A 21956-nucleotide genomic window follows, 5' to 3' on the forward strand; every position below is an offset into this window, starting at 1 on the left:
CTATATAAAAAAGTCCAGATATAAAAAAACTCATGAATTTTGCTTTTTTTGTAAATAATAGTACACTGTGAAACAAATATTGGAGACAAATTTGCAATATTATAAAAATTGGGTATAATAATTATAAGGTCAAAGAAAGTCAAAGTCAGTTAAAGCTGATGAATTAAACAAAGTTAAGGCTTGGGGGAACTGATGTATGCGTAATATTTCTGATATTATTGAACAATATCTGAAACATATTTTGCATGAAAGTGAAGATAAAATCGTTGAAATTCAACGAAATGATTTAGCAGATCAGTTTAATTGTGTTCCTTCTCAAATTAATTATGTGATTAGTACTCGTTTTACTTTGGAAAAAGGATTCTTAGTTCAAAGTAAAAGAGGCGGCGGAGGTTATATTCGAATTCAGAAAGTCATGTTTCCATCCCATGATTCTCTTCAAAATCACATTTTACAAACGATTGGCCATCAAATAGATCAATCTGCTGCGGAAGGACTCATATATCAACTAGAGGATACAGGTATCCTAACTGCTCGAGAAGCGAATCTGTTTAAAGCCGCCATAACAAGAGATGTATTAGCATTAAAGTTACCCTTAAGAGACGAAATTAGAGCTAAAATCTTAAAAGCAATGCTCATTTCTTTAATTAGCAAATAGGGGGTTTTATCGTATGATATGTCAAGAATGCGGGGAAAAACCAGCAACATTGCATTTTACTAAAATTGTAAATGGTGAAAAAACAGAATTTCATTTGTGTGAATCCTGTGCCAGAGAAAAAGGTGATTCCATTCCTGGAGCACCGAATGGATTTTCCATACACAATTTATTATCAGGAATATTAGAGTTTGAGCCCGCCATGGGTCAAAACATAAAGCAGCAAAAGAAAGTAATACGATGTGAAAACTGCGGACTTACTTACTCTCAATTCAGGAAAATTGGACGTTTTGGATGCAGCTCCTGTTATAATCATTTTTCAGGTCAATTAGATCCACTGCTCAAAAGAGTGCATGGAAATTCAGTGCATGTTGGGAAAATTCCTATAAAGTCAGGTGGGAAAATCCAGTTTAAACGTCAAATTAAAGATCTGAAAAAAGAGCTTCAGTCCAAAATTGATCATGAAGAGTTTGAAGAAGCAGCTAGGCTTCGTGATGAAATAAGAGATCTAGAGCAAAAAATATCTGAAGTTTAAGCTGAAATAAATCATCCTTTATAGGGGGGATTGTCTTTGGAAAGATTTATTGAGGATGCTTTAAGTGAATGGATGAAAGGTGAAGGGCCAGATTCTGATATCGTAATCAGCAGCAGGATCCGTTTAGCTAGGAATTTAACCAATTATCCATTTCCAATGCTTGCAACCAATCAGCAATCTGAACAAGTTTTGGGAAAAGTATCCGATGTCATTCACGCTGAAGATCTAAAAATGTTAAGTCATTTTGAACGAATTCCTCTTTCTGAAATCAATGAATTAGAAAGCAAGGTTCTAGTTGAAAAACACTTGATTAGTCCTAATTTAGCAGAGGAATCCCGTAATGGTGCTGTTATTTTAAGTGAAAATGAATCTATCAGCATTATGATTAATGAAGAAGATCATATTCGCATTCAATGCTTATTTCCAGGTTTTCAGATTAATGAGGCTTATGAATTAGCCAATCAAATTGATGATATTTTTGAGGAAAAGTTGAATTATGCATTCGATGAAAAGAGAGGTTATCTAACTAGCTGTCCTACCAATGTAGGAACAGGAATCCGAGCCTCAGTTATGCTTCATCTTCCCGCCCTAGTACTTACACAGCAAATCAATCGAATACTTACGGCTGTTAGCCAAGTGGGTTTAGCTGTTAGAGGATTATATGGTGAAGGTAGCGAATCATTAGGAAATCTTTTTCAAATTTCGAATCAGATCACATTAGGGCAATCGGAATCTGAGATCATTCACAACCTATATAGTGTTGTTAAACAAATTATTGAGCATGAAAGATCAGCACGTGCAAAGATGTTGACAGAATCAAGAACTTTTTTAATTGATCGAGTAAATCGCTCATATGGCACTTTATCCTATGCAGCAATTATGGATTCAAAAGAAGCTGCTCAAAGGTTATCAGATGTTCGACTAGGGATTGATTTAGAGTTAATTTCCAATGTATCAGCAAATGTTTTGAATGAATTGATGATTATGACACAACCGGGATTTTTGCAGCAATACGCAGGTAAAAAGCTCTCAACGAATGAAAGAGATGTAACCAGAGCTGATATGATAAGAGAAAGAATTACAACATAAATCATCAATATTAAAGAGAATCTTGCTTTCTATGGAGTTTTCATAATCCTCTGAAAGTTAACTAGTACAGGATGTACTGATGCATCGTTAGTCACAGGAAGTGACTGATTTTAGATGTAAACCATATTCTAGGCGAAATTATGCTGTTATTTCCCCCTTGAAGGAGATACAGCATGCGAAAGGGAATAATAAATTAACGAATTATTTGGAGGTGTATGTCATTATGATGTTTGGGAGATTTACTGAACGCGCACAAAAAGTGTTAGCACTAGCTCAAGAAGAAGCCGTTCGTTTAGGACACAACAACATTGGGACTGAACATATTTTATTAGGATTAATTAGAGAAGGCGAGGGTATTGCAGCTAAAGCCATTGTCTCTTTAGGACTAGGTTTGGAAAAAATTCAAGATGAAGTGGAAAGCTTAATCGGAAGAGGCAAAGAGCAGCCCTCAAATATCGCTTACACACCTAGAGCAAAGAAAGTGATTGAACTTTCTATGGATGAAGCAAGAAAGTTAGGTCATACGTATGTTGGTACAGAGCATATTTTATTAGGGCTCATTAGAGAAGGTGAAGGTGTAGCAGCAAGGGTATTAGGAAACCTTGGTGTGAATTTAAATAAAGCTCGTCAAAAAGTATTGCAGCTGTTAGGAAGTAATGAGAATACATCATCAAGTCATAATACGGCTACAAATGCAAATACACCAACACTGGATGGATTGGCAAGAGATTTAACAGCCATTGCTAAAGAAGATAATTTAGATCCTGTGATTGGTAGAAATAAAGAAATAGAACGTGTCATTCAGGTGTTAAGCCGTAGAACAAAAAACAATCCTGTTCTGATTGGAGAGCCAGGTGTAGGTAAAACAGCCATTGCTGAAGGTCTTGCGCAAAAAATAGTTAATAATGAAATTCCAGAAATTCTTCGTGATAAGAGAGTAATGACTTTAGATATGGGATCTGTCGTAGCTGGCACAAAATATCGTGGTGAATTTGAGGATCGTTTAAAGAAAATCATGGAAGAAATTCGTCAAGCTGGCAACATCATTTTGTTTATTGATGAGCTGCACACATTAATTGGGGCAGGTGGGGCTGAAGGAGCGATCGATGCATCCAACATCTTAAAACCTTCCTTAGCTAGAGGCGAGCTGCAATGTATAGGTGCAACAACTTTAGATGAATATAGAAAATATATTGAAAAAGATGCAGCTTTGGAAAGACGTTTTCAACCGATATCTGTAGATCAGCCATCCCCTGAGGAAGCTGTTCAAATACTGTTTGGTTTACGTGATCGTTATGAAGCACATCATCGTGTGAAAATTACGGACGATGCAATAGAGGAAGCCGTAAAGCTTTCAGATCGTTACATTACAGATCGATTTTTGCCAGATAAGGCGATTGATTTAATTGATGAAGCTGGCTCTAAAGTGAGATTGCGCTCTTACACTGTACCACCTGATTTAAAGCAGCTAGAAAGCCATTTAGAGGACGTTAGAAAAGAGAAAGATGCAGCAGTTCAAAGCCAAGAGTTTGAGAAGGCGGCAGGGTTGAGAGATACTGAGCAGAAAATACGTGAGGAATTGGACTCAACCAAGAAAGAATGGAAAGAAGAGCAAAGCAGTACAGATTCAGAAGTAACTCCAGAAGATATTGCACAGGTCGTAGCGAGCTGGACAGGAATTCCTGTAAGCAAGCTAGCTGAAGAAGAAACAGAACGTTTGTTGAAAATGGAATCTATTCTTCATGAAAGAGTAATAGGTCAAGATGAGGCAGTTAAATCAGTAAGTCGTTCTATTCGAAGAGCCAGAGCTGGATTGAAAGATCCAAAAAGACCAATGGGTTCATTTATTTTCTTGGGTCCAACTGGGGTCGGTAAAACCGAGTTAGCTCGAGCATTGGCAGAAGCGTTATTTGGAGATGAGAATGCAATCTTAAGAATAGATATGTCAGAATATATGGAGAAACATTCTACTTCGAGATTAGTAGGAGCCCCTCCAGGGTATGTTGGATATGATGAAGGCGGTCAATTGACAGAAATGGTTCGCCGTAAGCCATATTCAGTCGTATTACTCGATGAAATTGAAAAAGCTCATCCAGAAGTATTCAACGTACTTTTACAAGTATTAGAAGACGGACGTTTGACAGATTCTAAAGGTCGTGTGGTTGATTTTAGAAATACATTAATCATTATGACGTCCAATGTAGGCGCGGATACAATCAAGAAAAATTCATCTCTAGGGTTTACAGCTGCAAGTGATGCAGGAAGAGATTATAATAATATGAAGGATAAAGTCATCGAAGAATTGAAAAAAAGCTTCCGTCCGGAGTTTTTAAATCGTATTGATGAATCCATCGTATTCCATTCTCTAGAAAAAAAACACATTGCAGAAATCGTAACATTAATGGCAGAGGAACTCCGCAAACGTTTGAAAGAGCAGGAAGTGGATTTCAAACTAACAGACACTGCCAAAGCATTTCTTGCTAAAGAAGGATATGATCCAACCTACGGAGCCAGACCTCTACGTAGAGCGATTCAAAAGCACATTGAGGATCGTTTATCAGAAGAACTGTTAAGAGGCAATATATCTAAAGGTGGAACGGTTGTAATTGATGAAAAAGATGGAGAGCTTCTTGTTCAGAATTAAAAATGGATAAATAGTTCCCGTAATAATGAACCCGACTTTTGAATTAGTATCATTCTAAAGTCGGGTTTTTTAACACCCCAAAAAGTGAAGAGAAAGCAATAATACTTTTCGGGGACCCCAGAAGGATCATATGGAGGATCTTAATTCAATTATTTTACTTTTCAGGTAAAATCGGATCTACGTCTGCTTCGTAATCTACTCCATCGAATTCAAAGCCAAAGATTTGTAAAAATTCTTTTCTATAGCCTTCTATGTCAGTCAATTGCTCTAAATTCTCTGTGTTAATATCCTTCCAGAGAGAAGCTACTGCATCTTGCACTTCTTTTTTCATTTCCCAATCATCAATTCGGATACGCCCGTTCTCGTCTAACGGTTTTGGAGAGGAAGTATATAGGTGTTCATCATATAAACGATACATTTGCTCAATACACCCTTCATGAAGTCCTTTCTCCTTCATCACTTTATATAAGATAGAGATATATAAAGGAACAACTGGAATTGCAGAACTGGATTGTGTAACTAACGCTTTATTTACTGAAACAATGGCTCGTCCATCTATTTTTTTTAGCTGTTCACTTAATTGATAAGCTGTTTGATCTAAATGCTCCTTTGCTCTTCCTATCGTACCATTTTTATAAATAGCATGGGTCACTTCAGGACCTATGTAATTATAAGCTACCGTTGTAAAACCTTCTGCTAATACCCCAGCGTTCTCTAATGCATCAATCCATAATTTCCAGTCCTCACCACCCATTACTTTGATGGTTTGTTCAACTTCTTCTTCAATTGCAGGATCTACGGTAATTTCTGAGACGATTCCTTTTTGGGTATTTACCGTTTTATTTGTGTAAGCATCTGTAGTGGGTTTGATTACTGAGCTGTATACTTCTCCTGTTTTAGGGTCCACTCTTTTAGGTGCAGCAAGACTGTATACTACTAAATCTATTTTTCCAAAATCTTTTTTGATTAAATCTATCGTTTCGTTTTTGATCTCGTCAGAAAAAGCATCCCCGTTAAAGCTTTTTGCATAATAACCCGCTTGTTTTGCCTCGTTTTCGAAAGCGATGTTATTGTACCATCCAGCAGATCCAGTTTTTGTTTCTGTAGCTGGTTTTTCAAAATATACACCGATTGTGTCAGCACCTGCTCCAAATGTTGAAACAATGCGAGAAGATAAACCAAAACCTTGGGATGAACCTATAACAAGTACTTTTTTTGGACCTTCTATTTTTGAATTTTTTTTAACGTAGTTGATTTGATTTTGTACATTTTTCTCACAACCAGTTGGGTGAGCTGTTGTACAGATGAAACCTCTAATTTTTGGTTTTACAATCATATTAATTTTACCTCCATATTCTTGCATATAATTATTATTATAATTCATTTGAGAAATAAGTCACCTCATATTTATTTTAAATGGACTTTTCAGTTTTTGAACAAAATGGTAAACTTTGAAGTAATATTCACATTCTAAATAAAAATAAGCTTCAATGAATGAAAATTAAGGATTGGTTACAACATGGCAAAAAATAAAGTGAAATATACATGTCAACATTGCGGTTATGAAACGCCAAAGTGGATGGGGAAATGTCCGGGATGTTCATCATGGAATAGTCTTGTAGAAGAAACGGTAAAACAAATTAAAACAAAAGGAGTGAGGACATCTAATTTTGATTCACATGAAAAAGCGACATCCATTTTAGAGATCGAAGGTGCTGTAGAGCCTAGAATATTAACAGAATTAAAAGAATTAGATCGTGTATTTGGTGGAGGGATTGTACCGGGCTCGCTAGTCTTAGTTGGTGGAGACCCTGGTATAGGCAAGTCTACTCTATTATTGCAAATATCATACGCATTAGTTCAAAAAAAATGCAAAGTACTGTATATTTCTGGGGAAGAATCTGTCAAACAATTAAAACTTAGAGCCGATCGATTAGGTGTTTTATCAGAAAATTTATATGTCCTTTGTGAAACAAATATGGAGTCCATTGAAGAAGCTGTACAGCAGGTTGATCCAGATTTCTTAGTGATTGATTCTATTCAGACTGTATATCAGCCGATGCTGGAATCAGCACCGGGCAGTGTTTCTCAAGTTCGTGAATGCACAAGTGCATTTATGAGAATAGCTAAAAATAAGGGAATTGCTACAGTATTAGTTGGTCATGTAACAAAGGAAGGTGCAATCGCTGGTCCTAGAATGTTAGAGCATATGGTGGATTGTGTGCTGTATTTTGAAGGTGAGAAACAGCATTCCTTTAGAATATTAAGGGCTGTAAAAAACCGATTTGGTTCAACAAACGAAATGGGAATTTTCGAAATGAAGGAATTGGGGCTTGTTGAGGTTTCGAATCCATCTGAATTGTTTTTATCGGAAAGACCATTAGGTGTAGCAGGATCCATTGTAGTATCAAGTATGGAGGGGACTAGACCTATTTTGGTTGAGCTGCAAGCATTAATTTCTGCAACTAATTTTCCTGCACCACGAAGAATGACTACGGGTGTGGATCACAATAGATTATCGCTTATTATGGCGGTTCTTGAAAAGAGAATGGGTTTGTTTTTGCAAAACCAAGATGCATACTTAAATGTTGCAGGTGGGGTGAAATTAGATGAGCCTGCGATTGATTTGGCACTTGCTGTAAGTATTGTTTCAAGCTTTAAAGACCAGCCAACGCAACCATATGATGTGGTTTGTGGGGAGATCGGTTTAACAGGAGAAGTAAGGGCAGTATCTAGAATAGAAGAGCGAGTAAAGGAAGCGCAAAAGTTAGGTTTTAAACGTATGATTGTACCGGAAAATAGCTTAAAAGGATGGACGCCTCCCAAAAATATAGAGATTATTGGCGTTCGTAATGTGTCCCAGGCACTTGAAGTTGCTTTACAGTAAAATAGAGATTAGAATAAGAAAACCGCAGGAGAAGTAAGGGGGTGTGTCTTCTTATGAAAGATGAAAAACAGTTGGATATCGTAAGTCAAATCTTAAAGCTAGTAGCACCAGGTACTCCTTTCAGAGATGGATTAGAGAACGTATTACGTGCAAAAACAGGAGCTTTGATTGTTGTTGGTTGTACTCCTGAAATTATGGAGCTGGTAGATGGAGGTTTTTCCATTAATAGCGAATTTTCTCCAAATAATTTATATGAATTAGCAAAAATGGACGGAGCTATTTTATTAAGTGAGGATATCAAAAGGATCGTATATGCAAATACACAATTAAATCCCGACCCCTCAATTCCATCCGCTGAAACTGGAATCCGTCATCGTACAGCAGAAAGAGTGGCTAAGCAAACCTCCAAACTAGTTATATCTATTTCACAAAGAAGAAATGTAATTACTCTCTATCAAGGAAAACTGCGATATTCATTAAAAGATATAGGTGTCATTTTAACGAAGGCGAACCAAGCTATTCAAACGCTTGAAAAATATAAAGCTGTATTAGACCAGTCACTGACCAATTTAAGTGCAATGGAGTTTGAAGAATTAGTCACTTTACATGATGTATCCAATGTACTTCAAAGATTGGAAATGGTGCTCAGAATTAAAGCTGAGATAAAAAAATATATTATTGAATTAGGTTCTGAGGGCAGATTGATAAGTATGCAGCTGGATGAATTAGTTGCAACAGTAGATCATGAAGCTTATTTACTTTTAAAGGATTATTGCAAAGAGATTGACGAGAGTTACATACGAGAGGTCAAACAAAACTTAAAGAAATTATCGGACGACGATTTATTGGAGCATCATAACATTTTGCGTATCATAGGGATAATAAAATCAAATACTTCTTTAGAAGAAGCAGTTTCTCCACGAGGTTTTCGCATCATGAGTAAAATTCCAAGACTGCCATCTGTCATTGTCAAAAATTTAATTGATAATTTTAAAAGCTTGCCATATATATTAATGGCTACAATTGAAGAGCTGGATGAAGTGGATGGTATTGGAGAAGTACGAGCAAGAGCTATTAAAGAGGGGTTAAAAAGAATTCAAGAACAAGTATTTATTGACAGACATATTTAAGTTCAATACAATCATACAAATGATAAGTAATTGATATAAAAAGTGAGTAAGATTTTTGTTTTTGTATTTGAACAGTTATTATTAGGTTCATGTTCGTCCCCCTACTTTTAGGGCATTTTAATTCGAGGTGGAAAAACATGTTAACAAAATCACTTCCAAGTGTTTTTACAGTTGCAAATTTATTTATTGGAATCACTTCCATTATTTTTGTGTTTAATAACCAACCCGATATTGCTGCACTACTGGTCATTGTTGCAATGTTGACAGATGGTATTGATGGTCGTGTTGCAAGAGCATTAAATGTGCAAAGTGAGTTTGGGAAAGAATTGGATTCTTTGTCTGATGTCATTTCTTTCGGGGTAGCTCCTGCATTTTTAATGTACGTTGTTGCTTTTCAGGAAATGAGTGCAATAGGTTGGATTGTTACTGCCATATTCCCAATTTGCGGAGCGTTGCGTTTGGCAAGGTTTAATGTTGTAACGAATGATGTTAAAGGCTATTTTATAGGTTTGCCTATTCCTGCGGCTGGTGGGATATTAAGTTCAATGGCTTTATTTCATGATGGGATACATTTAAGTGTTTTGGTCCTCGTAACCATTATTTTATCTTTATTAATGGTTAGCAATATTAAGTATCCAAGTTTAAAATCAGTAGGTATTTCTAAATATACATTGCTGGTTGCTATGGTATTGGTTGTGGGTATTGTTGTATTGGTCTTTTTATTACCGGACCAATTCGGAGGGTATACTAAATATTTATTTGTTCCATTGATTGTATACGCAGTTTATGGCTTAAAAAAAAACGGTGATCACCTAATAAAAGCAGCATTAAACAAATATAAAGAAGCAAGAAATAATTCATTATAACAGATCATCACAATTGAATAATGAATGCCCCACTTTTAATTGGAATAACGAAAAGCCTTCAAAATCAAATGAATAGTGATTTTGAAGGCTTTTTTTGTACAAAAATGAAAAAAAATACCGCCCTAAGTTTTGGGCGGCTTTTCTTCTAAGATAAATTAAAAAATCCAAGTGTTGCACACTTTTTTGATTCTTTATTCACTGCATCCTCAAGCTCAATATCTAATAAATTGCAAAGTGAAGACATATAAAATAAATTTTTACCGAGTTCTGAAACTACAGCTTCCTTACACTGATCACAAAGCTTGCCTTGCAAATGATTTTCTAGCAAGTCTTTAGCTTGTTCTAATGTCATATCAGAAGAGTAGGTTTGTTTTTGTGCCTGAATTTCAATACAACCACATTCAGTGACTGCTTTCACCACGGCACGGTGGATGGATGAATTGGATTGATCAAATTTGGACAATACGTCCATAAGACTTCGGTGACGGAGTAGTAAATCTGACACTTGATTTTGAAATTGTTTGAGTTGCATAACGTTAAAAAATTCACCTCATTATGCTGTATTTTTTTCCATTATATAAGAAATATGCTAATAATTCAAAGGTTTAAAACGAAATTGTACGATGAAAATATGTTGAAAATAAGATTAGGTTGCTCGTAATTGGTTCATAATTGTAAAGAGGAATTTTTTTTTATAAAACTAGGAGGTGAAAATTTATATGTTAAAAAGGTTAATTCAAATTGGGTTTGTGATGATAGGAGGTGTCATAGGATATAGATTTAGTAGCTTTTTCGAATCCTTAATCGGTATTGAAACACAGCAAAACAGTGAATATGTTGTAATGGGGGCAGGGATTGTGTTATTTTTCCTTATCTCTTTAATTGCAATCTTTTTTTATAAAATTGTGATACAAAAGGTTGAGGAAAAATTAGCTAGAGTTCCGCTGTCTGACTTATTGTCTGGTATTGTAGGACTCATCTTCGGATTGCTCGTCTCAGTCATGTTATATCCAGCCGTCTCAACAATAAATGGGATGGGAAACTTGGTGCCGATTGTTTTTTCTATAGGATTAGGATACATAGGCTTTAAGATAGGATTTAGTAAAAAAGAAGAAATTCGTTCTATCATATCAAAAAAAGAACCAGCTGTAGGAAATGGAGAACAGGACGACTTTAATAAGGGTGATCATAAAATTTTAGATACAAGTGTAATAATTGACGGCAGAATTGCGGATATATGTAAAACTGGATTTGTAGAAGGGATTTTAGTCATACCTGAATTTGTGCTAGAGGAACTGCAACATATTGCTGATTCTTCCGATTTGCTAAAAAGAAATCGGGGACGTAGAGGATTGGATATTTTAAACAAAATACAAAAAGAACTAGATGTAAAAGTACTGATTTATGAAGGGGATTTTGATGAAATTTCTGAAGTTGACTCTAAGTTAGTGAAACTAGCAAAAGTTTTAATGGGAAAAGTAGTAACCAATGATTATAATCTAAATAAAGTTTGTGAACTCCAGGGTGTATCTGTACTTAACATCAATGATCTCGCCAATGCAGTAAAACCAGTTGTTTTACCAGGTGAAGAAATGTTGGTGCAAGTGATCAAAGATGGTAAAGAAAATGGACAAGGAGTGGCTTATCTTGACGATGGCACGATGATCGTTGTAGAGGGTGGAAGTGATTTTATAGGAACAAATATAGAGGTATTGGTGACAAGTGTTTTACAGACTTCAGCTGGTCGCATGATATTTGCTAAACCAAAATTGTTGGAAAAAGCGCTATAAAAACATTATGATATATAGGAGTGTTCAAAGTTGATTGTTATCAATTTGGACATTTCTATTTTGTTTTTATGGGCAGGGGATGAAATGTCAAATCTAGGTGTAGTGATTGTTTCTGCAGGTAAAGGAACAAGAATGAGAACAAAGCAAAGCAAACAGTATATTGAACTGCAAAATAAACCTATACTTGTACATACATTGGAGCAATTTCAAAAAATAAGTGAAATCGAACATATTCATGTTGTTGTTGGAGCAGATGATGTGAAGCTGGTTAAATCTTATGTTGAACAATATCATCTTCATAAAGTGGCTTGTGTGATTGCAGGTGGGAAGGAGAGGCAAGATTCAGTTTACGAAGGATTGCTGTCATTTCCAGAAACGATAGAATGGGTTATGATTCATGATGGCGTTCGTCCTTTTGTGAAAGAGGAGCATATTCTATCTTGCTTAAGAAAAGCTGAAGAAAAAGGTGCTGCAGTATTGGCTGTTCCTGTGAAGGATACAATTAAAATGGTAAACGAAAAAAAAGAAGTATTGTCAACGCCAGACCGTAAACAGCTATGGGCGATTCAAACTCCCCAGGTTTTTGGATTGAAGGAATTAAAAAAAGCACATGATTATGCTAGAGAACAAAAGATACTCGGAACTGACGATGCAATGTTGATGGAAACTGTGGGAGCTTCAATTCATGTGGTACCAGGAGATTATCAAAATATTAAAATAACAACACCTGATGACCTTGAGTTTGCTCAGTTTATATTGTCTAAACAAGAGAGTTGAACTGGAAATAATCCAGGGTTATATACATTTGGGAGAGGGGAATATGAACATGGTACGTATCGGACAAGGTTATGACGTACATCAATTGGTAGAAGGGCGAGCTTGTATAATAGGTGGGATTGAAATCCCTTTTGATAAAGGATTGCTAGGTCATTCTGATGCAGATGTACTTTTGCATGCCATCACAGATGCCATTTTAGGTGCAATTGGTAAAGGAGATATAGGAACGCACTTCCCTGATACTTCAGAAGAATTTAAAGATGCGGATAGTAAAGTATTGTTGCAAGAAGTTTGGAAGATGGTCAAAGATGAAGGCTATACATTAGGGAATGTAGACGCTACAATTATAGCGCAAAAACCAAAGATGGCTCCCTATATACCAAAGATGGTTACCGTTATTTCAGATCTGTTAGAAGCGGATCCATCACAGGTGAATGTAAAAGCCACTACTACTGAAAAGCTTGGTTTTGCTGGGAGAAGTGAAGGCATTGCAGCCTTATCAGTTGTTTGTTTAACAAAAGATATGCTATGATTTGAAAATATGAATTAGGAGTATATAGGAGGAGAAAAAGGCATGTCTAAAGAAGTTCGTGTTCGTTATGCGCCTAGTCCAACAGGCCACTTACATATAGGTAATGCTAGAGCTGCTCTATTTAACTATTTATTTGCTCGCAGCTTGAATGGGAAGTTTATCGTTCGTATTGAAGATACGGATTTAAAAAGGAATGTGGAAGGTGGAGAAGCCAGCCAATTAAGAAATTTAAGTTGGTTGGGATTGGATTGGGACGAAAGTGTTGATAAAGATGGTGGCTATGGTCCTTATCGCCAAACAGATCGCCTTGATATTTATAAAAAATATTGGCAGGAACTATTTGAAAAAGATATGGCTTATCATTGTTACTGTACTGAGGAAGAGCTGGAGGCAGAACGTGAAAAGCAAATGGCAGAAGGAAAGATGCCAAAATATTCTGGCAAGTGCAAACATTTGTCTGTTGATGAGAAAAAAGAACTTGAGCAGCAAGGGAGAGTTCCTAGTGTTCGTTTCAAGGTCCCTGCTGATAAAACTTATACCTTTGATGATATGGTAAAAGGAACGGTTTCTTTTGATACAAGTGATACGGGTGACTTTGTCATTGTTAAAAAGGATGGTATTCCAACCTATAACTTTGCCGTTGTTATTGACGACTATTTGATGGAAATTTCTCATGTATTAAGAGGTGACGACCATATTTCTAACACTCCTCGTCAGCTTATGATATATGAAACGCTTGGATGGGAAACGCCTATTTTTGGTCACATGACTCTAATCGTGAATGAACAACGTAAAAAGTTAAGTAAACGAGATGAGTCAACGATTCAGTTTATTGAGCAGTATCATGATTTAGGGTTTTTACCTGAGACATTATTTAATTTTATTGCGTTATTAGGATGGTCTCCTGAGGGCGAGGAAGAAATATTTTCAAAAGAAGAGCTAGTTGGAATCTTTGATGCAGCTCGTTTATCTAAAAGCCCTGCTGTTTTTGATACGAAAAAGTTGCATTGGATGAACAATCACTATATTAAAAATGCAGAGTTGGACACTGTAGTGGATCTAACATTACCTCACCTGCAAAAAGCAGGTTTTATATCCGAAACTATAGATGAGGATAAGAAAGCTTGGGTGACTGGAGTTATTGCTCTTTTAAAAGAAAAGCTGGATTATGGTGCTCAAATTGTAGAATTGTCTGAACTATTTTTTAAAGAAGAATATAAAATAGAGGAAGAGGCAGAGCAGGTTATAAAAGATGAGCAAGTACCAGTTGTTCTGCAGAGCTTTGTTAATCAACTTCAACAGTCAGAGGAGTTTGCAGCAGACGTAATAAAGAAGCTATTAAAAAATGTACAAAAAGAAACGGGATTTAAAGGGAAACAATTGTTTATGCCTGTTCGTGCAGCATTAACAGGACAAATCCATGGACCAGATTTAAATCAAACGATCTTTTTATTAGGGAAAGAAAAAGTAATTCAACGACTTCAGGCATTAGACTCATTGTTTTCTGCTTGAAAATTCGTTATACTGTGATTAATTATGAAATGATATTATTCCAATGATAAATATAGAAGCGTTGAACAGGAAAGTAGTTCTAAGAGTGAATGTCCAGAGAAGGATAACCATGAGCAGAGCTCTGGCTGAGAGTTATCCAATTCTACCCTTAAAATGAAGTGCACCTGTGAGCTTTGCAACTGAAATTTTTTAGGTTGTAACGATTGGCTCTTGTTACGAGCTGTGAGTGGGGGAATCTAACGATTTTCCAAACAGAGTGGGACCGCGTACTTTACGTCTCTGTAGCATTTATGCTGCAGAGGCTTTTTTGTTTATAAAAAATAGGAAAGGAGAGACACCAAATGTTTAAGACAATTAGATCAGATGTGCGAGCTGTTTTTGATAATGACCCATCTGCCCGCAATACTTTTGAAGTTATTTTTACTTATTCAGGTTTACATGCTTTGTGGTCGCATCGAATCGCACATTGGTTTTTTAAAAGAAAACTACTAACCATTGCAAGAATCATATCTCAAATCAATCGTTTTTTAACAGGGATTGAAATTCATCCCGGTGCTAAAATTGGCCAAAGACTGTTTATAGATCATGGAATGGGTGTAGTGATTGGGGAAACCTGTGAAATTGGTGATGATGTAGTTTTATATCAAGGTGTAACATTAGGTGGAACTGGGAAGGAAAAAGGAAAAAGGCACCCCACAATTGGGAATAATGTTGTTGTAAGCTCCGGTGCTAAAATACTAGGATCGTTTAAAGTCGGGGATCATTCGAGAGTTGGTGCTAATGCGGTAGTGTTGAGAGAGGTTCCTGAACATAGTACAGTTGTGGGTATTCCTGGTAAAATAGTAAAACAAAATGGAGTACGGGTAAGTAAACTAGATCATGGAAATGTACCCGATCCAGTACAGGATGTATGCAGAAAATTGCAAGACGAAATCGATGCATTAAGAAGTGATTTAGAAGCTGTTAAAAAAAGTGGAGGGAAGCAAAAGGATGGCATTAAAAGTTTTTAATACATTAACACGAAAAAAAGAGGATTTTAAACCCATAGAATCTGGAAAAGTGAAGATGTACGTGTGTGGTCCTACCGTATATGGTTATATTCATATCGGGAATGCCAGACCACTTATCTTTTTTGATGTAGTAAGAAAGTATTTGGAGGCTTTAAACTATGAGGTTGAATACATCATTAACTTTACAGATGTTGATGATAAAATCATAAAAAAAGCCAACGAAATGAACAGAACAGTTACCGAAGTGGCAGATCAATTTATTGAAGCATATCTTGATGACTCAAAACATCTTTTGGTCAAACCAGCGACTATTTATCCACGAGTTACGGAAAACATGAAAGAGATTATTGAATTCATAACAAAGTTAGTAGATGGCGGTTATGCTTATGCAAATGACGGAGATGTATTTTATAGAACAGGTGAATTTAAAGATTACGGAAAGCTATCTCATCAAAACCTAGAAGAGCTTCAGTTTGGCAAACGGATTGAAGTAGACGATCGCAAGGAAAATCCGCAGGATTTTGTATTATGGAAAAAGGCGAAACCAGGCGAAGTATTTTGGGAGAGTCCATGGGGTGACGGCAGACCAGGCTGGCATATCGAATGTTCCACAATGGCAAAAAAATATCTTGGAGAGACGATGGATATTCACGGTGGAGGGCAGGATCTTCAATTCCCTCATCACGAATGTGAAATTGCTCAATCTGAAGTTGTTAATCATACGCCATTAGCTAACTACTGGCTTCATAATGGATACGTGAATATTAATAATGAAAAAATGTCAAAATCACTTGGCAATGGTGTAAACGTAAAACAGCTGCTTAAAAATTATAAAGCTGAAGTGATTCGTTATTTTATATTAAGTACTCATTATAGTAATCCGCTTAATTTTTCTGGAGAAGTGATGGAGCAAGCAAAACAGAGCTTAGCTAGGATTCAAAATTGTATTTCTAATTTAGACTATAGATTAGAGAATGTATCCAATCATAGTGAGTCTCAACAAGATGTAGAGCAAAAAGTTGCACTCATTTTGGAAACATTCCATAAGCGGATGCAGGATGACTTTAATACAGCAGATGCGATTACCTCTATCTTTGATTTAGTGACTGAAACAAATCAATATTTGCAAAATGATAAAGTGGATTCAAACATATTGGGAAAAATGAAAAGTGTATTTCAAGAAATGAATACAATCCTAGGGTTGATTAAGGATGAAAATAATGAACTGTTAGACGAAGAGGTTGAAAATCTTATTCAGGAGCGGGTCAACGCTAGAAAAAATAAAAACTGGGCAAGAGCGGATGAAATTAGAGATGAGTTGCAACAACAAGGGATTTTGTTAGAGGATACACCACAGGGAATGCGATGGAAAAGAAAATGATGAGTGAATTTGATCAGCATTTCCCTCTGTTTTCTTTTCCGCCAAGCAAAGTGCCCAGATTACTTAATCCATTAGTACTAGCGTACATTGGAGATGCTATATACGACACCTATATACGTACGTATTTAGTATCGCTCCCACACCACAAGCCGAATCATTTGCATCATGAAGCAACCAAATATGTCTCAGCAAAAGCGCAGGCACATTTTCTTAAATTATGGCTTCCTCATTTAAGTGAAGAAGAGCAGGACATGGTAAGACGGGGACGAAATGCGAAATCAGCAACCATTCCCAAAAATGCGAACGTATTGGATTATCGCCACAGCACTGCATTTGAATGCTTGATAGGATACCTGTATTATAAACAGCAGCACAAACGATTAAGTCAATTACTAAAAATGATTATAGATTATAAAGAAAATGAACATTAGTATTTCTTCACAAATATAGAAAGGAAGATAATATGGAGACAGAATATATAGCAGGTAAACATTCTGTGTTGGAAGCATTGCGTTCACAAAGGTCGATCCATAAAATTTGGATTGCTGATCAAACTCAAAAATCATCCATTCACCAGATTTTGTCAGAAGCCAAAACCTCTGGAACCATTTTGCAATATGTAGATAAAAAGAAACTCGAGCAAATGGTTCCAGGTGTAAAACATCAAGGGGTAGTGGCACAGGTTGCATCCTATCAATATGCGGAGTTAGATGACCTTCTTGCTGCAGCTGCTGACAAAGATGAAAATCCTTTTTTTCTTATACTGGATGAAATTGAGGATCCACACAACTTGGGTTCTATTTTGCGTTCTTGTGATTGTACAGGAGTGCACGGTGTGATTATACCTAAAAGGCGTTCAGCAGGATTAACGGCCTCAGTATCAAAAACTTCTGCTGGAGCGGTAGAACACATTCCTGTTGCTAGGGTAACAAATTTAGGACAAACCATAGATAAATTAAAAAAACAAGGAATATGGATAGCCGGAGCAGACGTCTCAGCAGAACAAAATATATACCGTACCGATTTCACACTTCCGATTGGAATTGTTATCGGTAATGAACATAAGGGAATTGGTAGATTGATTAAGGAAAAATGTGATTTTCTAATCAAACTCCCTATGTTTGGACGCATTAATTCTCTTAATGCTTCTGTTGCTGCAGGTGTCATCATGTACGAAGTGGTTCGGCAGCGACATTAAAAAGTGGAAATATGATGGAAGAATATTTGATTGTGGACGGTTACAATATGGTTGGGGATTGGCCTGAACTTATAAGAACATCAGAGGCAAGTTTAGAAGAAGCACGCAATCAGTTAATTAAAATGCTGGCAGATTATCAGGGGTATTCTGGGATGAAGGTTATCGTTGTGTTCGATGCCCATCAAGTTCCAGGATTGGGAGCGAAAGAAAAAGAATACAAAATTAAAGTGATATATACAAAAGAAAAAGAAACAGCAGATGAATGTATTGAAAGATTGGTAACGGAGTTAGCTCATCGAAAAAGAAACATTCATGTAGCTACCTCAGATTATGTGGAACAGCGCGTAATATTTGGCAAAGGAGCACTGCGTAAATCTGCACGAGAATTGCTGTTAGATATACATGAGAGTAGGAAAAGAGTAAAGACCAGAATAGAAAAACAATCAAAAAAAAGCAGCTACACCTTTGATAGTAAACTTTCAAGTGATGTAAAAGATATTTTCGAAAAATGGCGCAGAGGAGAAAAATAGCGAACCTAACCTCGAAAAAAACATAAAGTTCAATAAAGACAAGTGGTTGACGGTTTTGCTAATAATCATGTATACTATTTTTATCTTAATTTTAGAGTAAAATCTCAAAAATAGACAGTAACCTTGGCAGGACCGGAGGGATTATAGTGAGTGTTGACCTCAACGAAAAGATGCACGAGTATTACCTCAAAACAGATGAAGAAATTGTCGAATCGGTCCGAGAAGGCGATAATATTGCTCTAGAGTACCTAATCAATAAATACAAAAACTTTGTAAGAGCTAAAGCGCGATCCTATTTTTTAATAGGAGCTGATCGAGAAGACATTATCCAAGAAGGAATGATAGGCTTGTATAAGTCTATTCGCGATTTTAGAGGGGACAAGTTAGCTTCCTTTAAAGCATTTGCTGAGTTGTGTATTACAAGGCAAATTATTACTGCAATAAAAACGGCTACTCGACAGAAACATATACCTTTAAACTCTTATATTTCTTTGGACAAGCCTATTTACGATGAGGAATCCGATCGTACCTTGTTAGATGTGATTTGTGGATCGAGAGTGACTGATCCTGAAGAGTTAATGATCAACAAAGAAGAGTTCAGCGGGCTTGAGGATAAAATGGGTGAGATTTTAAGTGAGCTGGAACGCAAGGTTTTGATGTTATATCTAGATGGGCGATCCTATCAAGATATTGCACACGATTTAGATCGACACATTAAATCTATCGATAATGCTTTGCAAAGAGTAAAGAGGAAACTAGAAAGGTATTTGGAAGTGCGTGAATTAAATCAATAAACTAAGCATCCGAATGAGTACATAAGGATGCTTTTTTAGTGTCCATAATTTTCCACATTACTTGAAATGTCATCTTGGACAAAGGTTGTTGTTTATTCTTTGGATGGATTGAGAATAATGGGTAATATCATCTTTTTGTTACCTTTTCCTTGACATGGTTTATTCATTGTGATAAATTTTTTTGGGTAGCCTTATTTTGTTACGCGTATATGTTAACATAGACATGAATACTAAGAAGTTGTCTCGGGAGGTGACATCATGCGGGTGATTATGACTCTTGCGTGCACGGTTTGTAAACGTAGAAATTATACATCAAACAAAAACAAACGAAACCACCCTGACCGCATGGAGATGAAGAAATATTGCAGCCATTGCAATCAGCATACGGTTCATCGTGAAACTAGGTAGTTTTTGGAGGTGTTTACTGTGGCAGTAATTGATAGGATTAAACAAGGTTTTGGTTCAACATTCTCATTTTTTTCAGGTAGTTGGTCTGAACTTAAGAAAGTGCGTTGGCCAAAACGAAAAGAATTAGTTAGTTATACGATTGTTGTCATATCAACAGTACTTTTCGTTACGATTTATTTTTATTTACTAGATCTAGGTATTTCTGGTCTTATAGAATTATTATTTGGATCAGAGTCATAGGATGAATATGGACATGGACAAAGGTTGGTATGTTGTGCATACTTATTCAGGGTATGAAAATAAAGTCAAAGCGAATTTGGAAAAACGTGTAGAATCAATGAATATGACAGACAAGATATTCAGAGTGCTTGTTCCTACTGAAGAAGAAGTAGTGAGTAAGGATGGCAAAAAGAAGACAGTTCAACGCAAAGTTTATCCTGGATATGTCTTAGTAGAAATGGTGCAAACAGATGATTCTTGGTATGTTGTTCGCAATACACCAGGTGTTACTGGCTTTGTCGGCTCAGCAGGAGCAGGTTCCAAACCATCTCCTTTATTACCGGATGAAGCAGAATCCATTCTTAAACATATGGGCATTCAGGAGCCAAGCCCTATATTCGACTTCGATATTAAAGATAATATTCGAGTGAAGGTAGGTCCATTTGCTGATTTTGTCGGAACGATTGAGGACATTATGCCAGATAAAAACAAGATCAAAGTCCTCGTAAATATGTTTGGAAGAGAAACTCCGTTAGAACTTGAGTATGATCAAGTGGAAAAGGTGTAGGATCTATCCATTCATATTCAAAATTACAGCAAGGAGGTGTTACGCATGGCAAAAAAGGTGATCAAGCAAGTTAAATTGCAAATTCCTGCAGGTAAAGCAAATCCGGCACCTCCAGTAGGTCCAGCATTAGGTCAGGCAGGAGTTAATATTATGGCTTTCTGTAAAGAGTTTAATGCTCGAACACAAGAACAAGCTGGTTTAATCATTCCAGTAGAAATTTCTGTGTTTGAGGATCGCTCATTTACATTCATCACTAAAACTCCACCGGCAGCAGTATTGTTGAAAAAAGCTGCAGGCATTGAAAAAGGTTCTGGTGAACCTCATACAGTTAAGGTTGCTACGGTTAAGCGTGATAAGGTTCGTGAAATCGCTGAATCTAAAATGGCTGACTTGAATGCAGCAACAGTTGAAGCTGCAATGCTTATGATTGAAGGAACAGCTAGAAGTATGGGGATTGTCGTAGAAGACTAATTTCGTTTTTTAAATTCGTGGGAGGATTATCCGTTAGTACCACAATAGGAGGAAAAGTCATCATGGCTAAAAAAGGTAAAAAGTATGTTGAAGCTGCTAAATTGATCGATAGTGAAAAACTATATGAATCAGCAGAAGCGGTTGAATTAGTGAAAAAAACAGCAACTGCTAAGTTTGATGAAACAGTTGAAGTAGCGATTCGTTTAGGTGCTGACCCTAAAAAACAAGACCAAGCTGTACGTGGAGTAACTGTACTACCACACGGTACTGGTAATACTAAAACAGTATTAGTTTTTGCAAAAGGTGAAAAAGCAAAAGAAGCAGAAGCTGCTGGTGCTGACTTTGTTGGAGATCAAGATATGATCAACAAAATCCAACAAGGATGGTTTGGATTTGATGTTTGTGTGGCTACACCTGATATGATGAGTGAGGTTGGTAAATTAGGTCGTTTACTAGGTGGTAAAGGTCTAATGCCAAATCCGAAAGCAGGTACAGTAACTTTTGATGTTGAGAAAGCAGTGAAGGAAATCAAAGCTGGTAAAATAGAATTCCGCTTAAATAAACAAGGTCAAATTCATGCTCCAATTGGGAAAGCATCATTCAGTGCTGAGCAACTTAATGAAAACCTTGGTTCTTTAATGAATTCATTGTTGAGAGCTAAGCCTGCATCTGCAAAAGGGACTTATTTAAGACATGTCTCAATCTCTTCAACTATGGGTCCTGGTGTGAAAGTGAGTACACAAGCTTACAAATAATTGCTAGCAATAGGAATTGAATGTGATCTTGACATGTACTGATTCATTTGATAACCTAGAACCTATTGAAATGAAATAAACATGAATATATTGATCCGTAGACAGCTGGTGCCATTATGGCTTAATATCCCGCCGAGGTGATGTGATAAATTGAAATTTCTTGTCATTGAAATTTACATTATCCTGCCTTCGTAAAGTGTCTACG

At 36.4% G+C, this 21956-nt stretch carries 24 protein-coding genes and 2 other annotated features (1 of these 26 running past the window's edge); of the genes, 22 read left to right on the forward strand and 2 right to left on the reverse strand.

From position 1 onward, the window contains the following. Positions 1 to 196 precede the first annotated feature (196 nt). The 4 genes from Q5Y73_RS22385 (at position 197) to clpC (ending at position 4923) form a co-directional block, all read left to right on the forward strand. Positions 197 to 658 carry a CtsR family transcriptional regulator gene (locus tag Q5Y73_RS22385; protein ID WP_305994155.1) on the forward strand — a complete coding sequence of 154 codons (462 nt, stop codon included), beginning with the start codon at positions 197 to 199 and terminating at the stop codon, positions 656 to 658. Positions 659 to 671: 13 nt separating this feature from the next. Continuing rightward, the gene (mcsA, locus tag Q5Y73_RS22390) at positions 672 to 1190 is read left to right on the forward strand and encodes a protein-arginine kinase activator protein McsA (protein ID WP_305994156.1); all 519 of its coding nucleotides are present in this window, start codon (positions 672 to 674) and stop codon (positions 1188 to 1190) included. A 72-nt stretch (positions 1191 to 1262) separates the two neighbouring features. Further along, on the forward strand, positions 1263 to 2279 hold the full coding sequence (gene mcsB / locus Q5Y73_RS22395; protein ID WP_371320261.1) for a protein-arginine kinase McsB: 1017 nt from the start codon (positions 1263 to 1265) through the stop codon (positions 2277 to 2279). A 223-nt stretch (positions 2280 to 2502) separates the two neighbouring features. Next, positions 2503 to 4923: an ATP-dependent protease ATP-binding subunit ClpC gene (gene clpC / locus Q5Y73_RS22400; RefSeq protein WP_305994158.1), complete on the forward strand. Its 2421-nt coding sequence runs from the start codon at positions 2503 to 2505 to the stop codon at positions 4921 to 4923. A 154-nt stretch (positions 4924 to 5077) separates the two neighbouring features. Here clpC and fabV read toward each other — a convergent pair whose 3' ends face one another. Next, entirely contained in the window at positions 5078 to 6259 is a 1182-nt protein-coding gene (gene fabV, locus Q5Y73_RS22405; protein WP_305994222.1) for an enoyl-ACP reductase FabV, read from the reverse strand. A gap of 183 nt (positions 6260 to 6442) precedes the next feature. On the opposite strand from fabV, the gene radA reads away from it, so the two are divergent. The 3 genes from radA to pssA all read left to right on the forward strand — a co-directional run bounded on the left by radA (position 6443) and on the right by pssA (position 9806). Then, complete coding sequence (gene radA, locus Q5Y73_RS22410; protein ID WP_305994159.1) at positions 6443 to 7810, forward strand: DNA repair protein RadA; 1368 nt, start codon at positions 6443 to 6445, stop codon at positions 7808 to 7810. A 53-nt stretch (positions 7811 to 7863) separates the two neighbouring features. Next, positions 7864 to 8940 carry a DNA integrity scanning diadenylate cyclase DisA gene (disA, locus tag Q5Y73_RS22415; protein WP_305994160.1) on the forward strand — a complete coding sequence of 359 codons (1077 nt, stop codon included), beginning with the start codon at positions 7864 to 7866 and terminating at the stop codon, positions 8938 to 8940. Positions 8941 to 9077: 137 nt separating this feature from the next. Continuing rightward, the gene (gene pssA / locus Q5Y73_RS22420) at positions 9078 to 9806 is read left to right on the forward strand and encodes a CDP-diacylglycerol--serine O-phosphatidyltransferase (protein WP_305994161.1); all 729 of its coding nucleotides are present in this window, start codon (positions 9078 to 9080) and stop codon (positions 9804 to 9806) included. Between the two features lie 145 nt (positions 9807 to 9951). Here the strand turns inward: pssA and Q5Y73_RS22425 are convergent, their stop codons facing one another. Continuing rightward, positions 9952 to 10338: a nucleoside triphosphate pyrophosphohydrolase family protein gene (locus tag Q5Y73_RS22425; protein ID WP_305994162.1), complete on the reverse strand. Its 387-nt coding sequence runs from the start codon at positions 10336 to 10338 to the stop codon at positions 9952 to 9954. Positions 10339 to 10525: 187 nt separating this feature from the next. On the opposite strand from Q5Y73_RS22425, the gene Q5Y73_RS22430 reads away from it, so the two are divergent. The 15 genes from Q5Y73_RS22430 to rplA all read left to right on the forward strand — a co-directional run bounded on the left by Q5Y73_RS22430 (position 10526) and on the right by rplA (position 21751). Beyond that, on the forward strand, positions 10526 to 11596 hold the full coding sequence (locus Q5Y73_RS22430) for a PIN/TRAM domain-containing protein (RefSeq protein ID WP_305994163.1): 1071 nt from the start codon (positions 10526 to 10528) through the stop codon (positions 11594 to 11596). 84 nt (positions 11597 to 11680) lie between these two features. Further along, positions 11681 to 12373 (forward strand): 2-C-methyl-D-erythritol 4-phosphate cytidylyltransferase, encoded by a 693-nt coding sequence (gene ispD, locus Q5Y73_RS22435; protein WP_305994223.1) that lies wholly within the window; start codon positions 11681 to 11683, stop codon positions 12371 to 12373. Positions 12374 to 12422: 49 nt separating this feature from the next. After that, on the forward strand, positions 12423 to 12905 hold the full coding sequence (gene ispF / locus Q5Y73_RS22440) for a 2-C-methyl-D-erythritol 2,4-cyclodiphosphate synthase (protein ID WP_305994224.1): 483 nt from the start codon (positions 12423 to 12425) through the stop codon (positions 12903 to 12905). A gap of 42 nt (positions 12906 to 12947) precedes the next feature. Beyond that, entirely contained in the window at positions 12948 to 14417 is a 1470-nt protein-coding gene (gltX, locus tag Q5Y73_RS22445; RefSeq protein WP_305994164.1) for a glutamate--tRNA ligase, read from the forward strand. A gap of 52 nt (positions 14418 to 14469) precedes the next feature. Beyond that, positions 14470 to 14701, forward strand: a binding site (T-box leader). Between the two features lie 57 nt (positions 14702 to 14758). Further along, a complete protein-coding gene (gene epsC, locus Q5Y73_RS22450) occupies positions 14759 to 15427 on the forward strand; it encodes a serine O-acetyltransferase EpsC (RefSeq protein WP_305994165.1) in 669 nt (222 codons plus the stop codon). Continuing rightward, positions 15408 to 16808 (forward strand): cysteine--tRNA ligase, encoded by a 1401-nt coding sequence (gene cysS / locus Q5Y73_RS22455; protein ID WP_305994166.1) that lies wholly within the window; start codon positions 15408 to 15410, stop codon positions 16806 to 16808. Before epsC ends, cysS begins: the two co-directional genes overlap by 20 nt. Next, positions 16808 to 17239, forward strand: a complete 432-nt coding sequence (locus Q5Y73_RS22460) for a Mini-ribonuclease 3 (RefSeq protein WP_305994167.1) — start codon at positions 16808 to 16810, stop codon at positions 17237 to 17239. Before cysS ends, Q5Y73_RS22460 begins: the two co-directional genes overlap by 1 nt. A 32-nt stretch (positions 17240 to 17271) precedes the next feature. After that, the gene (gene rlmB, locus Q5Y73_RS22465) at positions 17272 to 18006 is read left to right on the forward strand and encodes a 23S rRNA (guanosine(2251)-2'-O)-methyltransferase RlmB (RefSeq protein WP_305994168.1); all 735 of its coding nucleotides are present in this window, start codon (positions 17272 to 17274) and stop codon (positions 18004 to 18006) included. A gap of 14 nt (positions 18007 to 18020) precedes the next feature. Continuing rightward, entirely contained in the window at positions 18021 to 18536 is a 516-nt protein-coding gene (locus Q5Y73_RS22470; protein WP_371320260.1) for an NYN domain-containing protein, read from the forward strand. 146 nt (positions 18537 to 18682) lie between these two features. Next, complete coding sequence (gene sigH, locus Q5Y73_RS22475) at positions 18683 to 19330, forward strand: RNA polymerase sporulation sigma factor SigH (protein ID WP_305994170.1); 648 nt, start codon at positions 18683 to 18685, stop codon at positions 19328 to 19330. A gap of 258 nt (positions 19331 to 19588) precedes the next feature. Beyond that, on the forward strand, positions 19589 to 19738 hold the full coding sequence (rpmG, locus tag Q5Y73_RS22480; RefSeq protein WP_160647146.1) for a 50S ribosomal protein L33: 150 nt from the start codon (positions 19589 to 19591) through the stop codon (positions 19736 to 19738). Between the two features lie 18 nt (positions 19739 to 19756). After that, complete coding sequence (secE, locus tag Q5Y73_RS22485) at positions 19757 to 19978, forward strand: preprotein translocase subunit SecE (RefSeq protein ID WP_305994171.1); 222 nt, start codon at positions 19757 to 19759, stop codon at positions 19976 to 19978. Between the two features lie 13 nt (positions 19979 to 19991). Further along, on the forward strand, positions 19992 to 20525 hold the full coding sequence (gene nusG, locus Q5Y73_RS22490) for a transcription termination/antitermination protein NusG (protein ID WP_305994172.1): 534 nt from the start codon (positions 19992 to 19994) through the stop codon (positions 20523 to 20525). A 45-nt stretch (positions 20526 to 20570) separates the two neighbouring features. Further along, the gene (gene rplK, locus Q5Y73_RS22495; protein ID WP_305994173.1) at positions 20571 to 20996 is read left to right on the forward strand and encodes a 50S ribosomal protein L11; all 426 of its coding nucleotides are present in this window, start codon (positions 20571 to 20573) and stop codon (positions 20994 to 20996) included. A 62-nt stretch (positions 20997 to 21058) separates the two neighbouring features. After that, the gene (rplA, locus tag Q5Y73_RS22500; protein ID WP_305994174.1) at positions 21059 to 21751 is read left to right on the forward strand and encodes a 50S ribosomal protein L1; all 693 of its coding nucleotides are present in this window, start codon (positions 21059 to 21061) and stop codon (positions 21749 to 21751) included. Between the two features lie 77 nt (positions 21752 to 21828). Then, positions 21829 to 21956, forward strand: a sequence feature (ribosomal protein L10 leader region); it runs 20 nt beyond the window's last position.

The sequence above is a fragment of the Chengkuizengella axinellae genome (assembly GCF_030730905.1).
Lineage (GTDB): Bacteria > Bacillota > Bacilli > Paenibacillales > KCTC-33759 > Chengkuizengella > Chengkuizengella axinellae.

Excerpts from the sequence above, each read along its gene's own strand:
- Q5Y73_RS22425 (WP_305994162.1), bottom strand. The coding sequence starts at position 10,338 with ATGCAACTCAAACAATTTCAAAATCAAGTGTCAGATTTACTACTCCGT.
- pssA (WP_305994161.1), top strand. The coding sequence starts at position 9,078 with ATGTTAACAAAATCACTTCCAAGTGTTTTTACAGTTGCAAATTTATTT.
- rplA (WP_305994174.1), top strand. The coding sequence starts at position 21,059 with ATGGCTAAAAAAGGTAAAAAGTATGTTGAAGCTGCTAAATTGATCGAT.
- radA (WP_305994159.1), top strand. The coding sequence starts at position 6,443 with ATGGCAAAAAATAAAGTGAAATATACATGTCAACATTGCGGTTATGAA.
- nusG (WP_305994172.1), top strand. The coding sequence starts at position 19,992 with ATGGACAAAGGTTGGTATGTTGTGCATACTTATTCAGGGTATGAAAAT.
- clpC (WP_305994158.1), top strand. The coding sequence starts at position 2,503 with ATGATGTTTGGGAGATTTACTGAACGCGCACAAAAAGTGTTAGCACTA.
- gltX (WP_305994164.1), top strand. The coding sequence starts at position 12,948 with ATGTCTAAAGAAGTTCGTGTTCGTTATGCGCCTAGTCCAACAGGCCAC.
- ispD (WP_305994223.1), top strand. The coding sequence starts at position 11,681 with ATGTCAAATCTAGGTGTAGTGATTGTTTCTGCAGGTAAAGGAACAAGA.
- Q5Y73_RS22385 (WP_305994155.1), top strand. The coding sequence starts at position 197 with ATGCGTAATATTTCTGATATTATTGAACAATATCTGAAACATATTTTG.
- epsC (WP_305994165.1), top strand. The coding sequence starts at position 14,759 with ATGTTTAAGACAATTAGATCAGATGTGCGAGCTGTTTTTGATAATGAC.
- ispF (WP_305994224.1), top strand. The coding sequence starts at position 12,423 with ATGGTACGTATCGGACAAGGTTATGACGTACATCAATTGGTAGAAGGG.
- rlmB (WP_305994168.1), top strand. The coding sequence starts at position 17,272 with ATGGAGACAGAATATATAGCAGGTAAACATTCTGTGTTGGAAGCATTG.
- mcsB (WP_371320261.1), top strand. The coding sequence starts at position 1,263 with ATGAAAGGTGAAGGGCCAGATTCTGATATCGTAATCAGCAGCAGGATC.
- rpmG (WP_160647146.1), top strand. The coding sequence starts at position 19,589 with ATGCGGGTGATTATGACTCTTGCGTGCACGGTTTGTAAACGTAGAAAT.
- Q5Y73_RS22430 (WP_305994163.1), top strand. The coding sequence starts at position 10,526 with ATGTTAAAAAGGTTAATTCAAATTGGGTTTGTGATGATAGGAGGTGTC.
- disA (WP_305994160.1), top strand. The coding sequence starts at position 7,864 with ATGAAAGATGAAAAACAGTTGGATATCGTAAGTCAAATCTTAAAGCTA.
- mcsA (WP_305994156.1), top strand. The coding sequence starts at position 672 with ATGATATGTCAAGAATGCGGGGAAAAACCAGCAACATTGCATTTTACT.
- rplK (WP_305994173.1), top strand. The coding sequence starts at position 20,571 with ATGGCAAAAAAGGTGATCAAGCAAGTTAAATTGCAAATTCCTGCAGGT.
- Q5Y73_RS22460 (WP_305994167.1), top strand. The coding sequence starts at position 16,808 with ATGAGTGAATTTGATCAGCATTTCCCTCTGTTTTCTTTTCCGCCAAGC.
- Q5Y73_RS22470 (WP_371320260.1), top strand. The coding sequence starts at position 18,021 with ATGGAAGAATATTTGATTGTGGACGGTTACAATATGGTTGGGGATTGG.
- cysS (WP_305994166.1), top strand. The coding sequence starts at position 15,408 with ATGGCATTAAAAGTTTTTAATACATTAACACGAAAAAAAGAGGATTTT.
- fabV (WP_305994222.1), bottom strand. The coding sequence starts at position 6,259 with ATGATTGTAAAACCAAAAATTAGAGGTTTCATCTGTACAACAGCTCAC.